The organism is Protofrankia sp. Cj3, from assembly GCF_917627355.1.
Lineage (GTDB): Bacteria > Actinomycetota > Actinomycetes > Frankiales > Frankiaceae > Protofrankia.
Genome location: NZ_CAKJTR010000052.1, coordinates 15017 through 19678 on the forward strand (window position 1 = coordinate 15017; position 4662 = coordinate 19678).

At 71.7% G+C, this 4662-nt stretch carries 3 protein-coding genes; 2 read left to right on the top strand and 1 reads right to left on the bottom strand.

Features of this window, described 5'->3' with window-relative positions; translation table 11 throughout:
- Window positions 1-1101 (bottom strand): glycosyltransferase 87 family protein (locus tag MJ783_RS09580; RefSeq protein WP_239310027.1); only part of this gene is annotated, 1101 nt, incomplete at its 3' end.
- A 328-nt stretch (window positions 1102-1429) separates the two neighbouring features.
- Here MJ783_RS09580 and MJ783_RS09585 point away from each other — a divergent pair.
- Window positions 1430-1720 carry a metal-sensitive transcriptional regulator gene (locus MJ783_RS09585; protein ID WP_239310028.1) on the top strand — a complete coding sequence of 97 codons (291 nt, stop codon included), beginning with the start codon at window positions 1430-1432 and terminating at the stop codon, window positions 1718-1720.
- Window positions 1721-2016: 296 nt separating this feature from the next.
- Entirely contained in the window at window positions 2017-4413 is a 2397-nt protein-coding gene (locus tag MJ783_RS09590) for a cation-translocating P-type ATPase (protein WP_239310029.1), read from the top strand.
- The last annotated feature ends 249 nt before the right edge of the window (window positions 4414-4662 follow it).

Sequence of the window (4662 nt, forward strand, 5' to 3'; positions counted from 1 at the left end):
CGTCCCGGCCGAGGCTGTCCTGGTCATGGCCATGACCATGGCCGTCGCGCGGCGGGCCAGTCCCGGGCCGGCGGTGCTGAGCACGGGAGCCGCGAGCAGCGTGAGCAGCACGCCACCGACGGCGAATCCCACTGGGCCGCTGCGGTGCGGGGTGACGACGAACCAGCTGGCGACGGCGAAGACGACCAGCGGCGGACGGGACCCGGATGCATCGGGCGTGGGTGCGATGACGAGCAGCGGAGCGACGAGCAGCAGCAGGTAGTGGCTCCAGATGATCGGTGACGCCACGAGCGCGGCGGCAAGCGTGCCCGCGTACAGCGTCCGTTCGTCCGCCGTGTGTCGCATGCGCAGCCAGCATGCGATGAGCAGGCCGAGCGCCGCCACCCGGGCGATCCAGCTGGCCATGGTGAAGCCGAGACCGCTGTTGACCAGCAGGCCGGTGAGGCTGAGCCCCATCGGGGCCTCCGTGCGGCTGAGCACTGTGAGCATACCCAGGTAGGCGCGGGTGCCGACCGGGCTGATGAGCTCGGCCAGGGCGAACAGCACCGTGACGGCAGCCGCGGCGACCGCGCTCGCTGTGGCCCGTCGGGTCAGCACCAGCCACAGCCAGACCGGTGCCAGGAACAGCTTGGCGTAGATGACGGCAGCCGCGATCATCCCCGCGCTGACCGGCCGGTCGCGGCAGCGCCACAGCGCGGCGAGACCGAGGAAGAGCACGGCGTTGAGCGTCCCCATCTGTAGGCCGGTGATGGTGCAGGACGCCATCACCACCAGCGCGTAGGTCCGGGCCTCCCGCGCGCCGGCGAGGTGGGCCGCGGCGATCAGCGCCGCGACCGAGAGCGCGATGAACGCGAGCGCCCCGTAGCGGCCGAGCCACGACAGCGGGACGAAGCCGAATGCGACCAGGTAGGGATAGACGTAGGCGAAGCCCGAGGAGATCTCGGCGGAACCCGGCGGCGGATAGGGGTCGCGGCCATGCCCGACGGCGCCGCCGGCACGCAGGAACACCTCGATGTCATAGTGCGGGAGCGGCACGATGTAGACCAGCCACACCGCGGCCACGACGGCCGCGAGCGCGGCAGCCCCCCCAGGCTTACTCACGCCAGCGCCGATCGTCGTCCGCTGAAAACGTTCAGCGCCCGCAGCCTGCCAGTACCCGCGACATGTGAACACCACGCCCGCCTCGCCCGTTGACGTCCTCGACATCGTTGCGCATGCCGCGGTGAGGGGGCACACGCCGCCGGTTCCGGGACCGCGTCAACGCGCGGTGGGGCGTCCAGAGCTCGGCTCGCCCGACCGCCGCCCGGCGGTGGCGCCGGCATGCCGGCCACGTCGTCCCATCCACTTGCCTATTACCCTGGGGGGGTATACGGTCCGCCCTGTGATACCCCGAGGGGGTAGCGGATGGTGAGGGTGCGGTGAAGAACAGATGGGCGTGGCCCACGGCTACATCGGCAACAAGGACGACTACCGTAAGCGGTTACGGCGCATCGAAGGCCAGATCCGCGGCTTGCAACGGATGGTTGAGCAGGAGGAGTACTGCATCGACATCCTGACCCAGGTCTCGGCGGCGACCAGGGCGCTGCGGGCGGTGGCGCTGGGCCTGCTGGATGAGCACCTGGCGCACTGCGTCGTGGGGGCCGCGGCGGCCGGCGGCGACGAGGCCGACCGCAAGGTACAAGAGGCCTCGGAGGCGATCGCTCGCCTGCTCCGGTCCTAAGTGGTCGGCGCCGGAAGTGCATCCAGGGCCTGCCGGCGTCAGGCGGCGCCTCGCTTCATCGCTCCCCGCACATCGCTTCGCGATGCACGGGTACCCCGGCTCGTCGGCCCCGGTAGAACACCGCTACCGGGGCCTCCTCCGCCTCGCGACGCATCCACCTGGCATCCGACAGCCCCCGAAGGACTTCCAGCGCCGACCACTGAGGCGTGTTCCGGAAGTCAGCTGTCCGGCTCCCGGAGCGAACCACGGCTTCCGAAACACGCCGTACGAGCAACCGGCAACAAAGGAGATGCACGATGAGCGCGACAGCGGACGCTGCGCATCCCGTCGACCTCGGGGAGATCGACCTGTCGATCGGGGGGATGACCTGCGCGTCCTGCGCCGCCCGTATCGAGAAGCGGCTCAACAAGATCGACGGTGTGACCGCCGCGGTCAACTACGCCACCGAGCGGGCCCGGGTCGTCTATCCCGGTCGGCTCACCACGGCGGCTCTGATCGCCGAGGTGGAGAAGGCTGGCTACCGCGCGTCCGTACCCCAGCCGGAAACGCGGCGTCCGGCGCGGCCGGGGAACACGGCGGCGCGTGCCGCTGGCGAGACCGGCGCGGCAGCCGAGATGGATCAGACCGGCCCGCTGCGGGCCCGGCTGGTCAGCTGCACCGCGCTGAGCCTGCCGGTGCTGCTGCTCGCGATGGTGCCCGCGCTGCAGTTCGACAACTGGCAGTGGCTGTCGCTGGCGTTGGCCGCGCCGGTCGTGCTGGGGGGAGGGCTCCCGTTCCACCACGCGGCGTGGCGGAACCTGCGGCACGGCGCGGTGACCATGGACACGCTGATCTCGACCGGCACGCTCGCGGCGTTCGGCTGGTCGCTGTACGCCCTGTTCCTCGGTCATGCCGGCGACCGCGGCATGACGATGCGGTTCACCCTCCTCGCCACTCGGGACAGCGCCGCGAACAGCATCTACCTCGAGGCCGCCGCGGTGGTGACGACGTTCATCCTTGCCGGGCGGTACTTCGAGGCACGGGCCAAACGCCGGGCCGGCGCGGCGTTGCGGTCCCTGCTGGAGCTGGGGGCGAAGGACGTCGCGGTCCTGCGCGACGGGCGGGAGCAGCGGGTCCCGGTCGAGCGTCTCGCTGTCGGCGACCGTTTCGTCGTCCGGCCCGGCGAGAAGATCGCCACCGACGGAGTGGTCGAGGAAGGCGCCTCCGCGGTCGACGCGAGCATGCTCACCGGCGAATCAGTACCGGTCGACGTCACGGTGGGCGACGCGGTCACCGGTGCCACGCTGAACGCCAGCGGCCGGCTGCTGGTCCGCGCGACCCGGGTCGGCGCGGACACCCGGCTCGCGCAGATGGCGAAGCTCGTCGTCGATGCGCAAAGCGGCAAGGCCGCGGTTCAACGGCTCGCTGACCGGGTCTGCGCCGTCTTCGTTCCCTTTGTGATCATTCTTGCGGTCGCGACCCTCACGGTCTGGCTCGCGCTCGGCGCCGGGGTGGCAACCGCGTTCACGGCCGCTGTCGCGGTCCTGATCGTCGCCTGCCCGTGTGCGCTCGGCCTCGCCACCCCCACCGCCCTGCTGGTCGGCAGCGGCCGGGGCGCGCAGCTCGGCATCCTGATCAAGGGGCCGGAGGTGCTGGAATCGACCCGGCGGATTGACACCGTCGTGCTCGACAAGACAGGGACGGTGACGACTGGGCGGATGAACCTTGTCGATCTTGTTCTTGCGCCCGGCACTGACCCCGACGAGGTGCTGCGGCTGGTCGGCGCGGTCGAGGACGCCTCCGGCCATCCGATCGGCCAGGCGATCGCCCGCGCCGCGCGGGAACGCCTCGGTGACCTGCCGGCGATGGCGGACGTGGCGGATTTCACCGCCCTCGGGGGCCTCGGTGTGCGCGCGGTCGTGGCCGGGCACACGGTCGTCGCCGGTCGCCGGGGCCTGTTGGCCGAGGAGTCGCTACGTGTCCCGGACGAGCTCCAGCTGGCGGCACGGGCCGCTGAGGAGGCCGGTCGGACACCGGTCTTCGCCGGCTGGGATGGCGCCGCCCGCGCGGTGCTCGTCGTTGCCGACACCGTCAAACCCACCTCGGCCGACGCGGTCCGCGGGCTGCGTGCCCTCGGCCTGACCCCGGTGCTGCTCACCGGCGACAACACCCGCGCCGCCCGCGCCGTCGCCGGCCAGGTCGGCATCGACGAAGTGATCGCCGAGGTGCTTCCCACGGACAAGGCCGACGTCGTGTCCCGGTTGCGGGCACAGGGCCGGGTCGTCGCGATGGTCGGGGACGGTGCCAATGACGCCGCCGCGCTCGCCTGCGCCGATCTCGGTCTGGCCATGGGAACGGGAACGGACGCCGCGATCGAGGCCGGCGACCTCACTCTCGTCCGCGGGGATCTACGCGCCGCGGTCGACGCCATCCGCCTGGCACGGCGCACCCTCGCCATCATCAAGGGCAACCTGTTCTGGGCGTTCGCCTACAACATCGCCGCGCTGCCGCTCGCCGCCGCGGGTCTGCTCAACCCGCTGATCGCCGGTGCGGCGATGGCGCTGAGCTCCCTGTTCGTGGTCTCGAACAGCCTGCGGCTGCGTCGCTTCCAGCCCGTCGGTGGTCCCGCGACCGGCGAGCCGGGCGTCACGGCAGCCCGGATGGCAGACCAGCGGAGGCCCACCGTCGATGCCACGGCCGCCGGCGGCCGGTAACCGACTGCCCGGCTACCGACTGCCCGGCTATCGACTGCCCGGCTACCGACTGCCCGGCTATCGAGTGCCCGGCTACCGACTGCCTGGCTGCCGGCGGCACGGTCCCGCGCCGCCGGCAGCCGGCGGGGCTACAGCTTCGCGAGCAATGTCCTCATTGTTGTGATCTCTTCTGACTGGCTGGCCTGGATCCCGCGCGCGAGCTCCTTGGCCGGTTCATAGCGGCCGTTCTGCTCCTCGGCCCTGGCCATG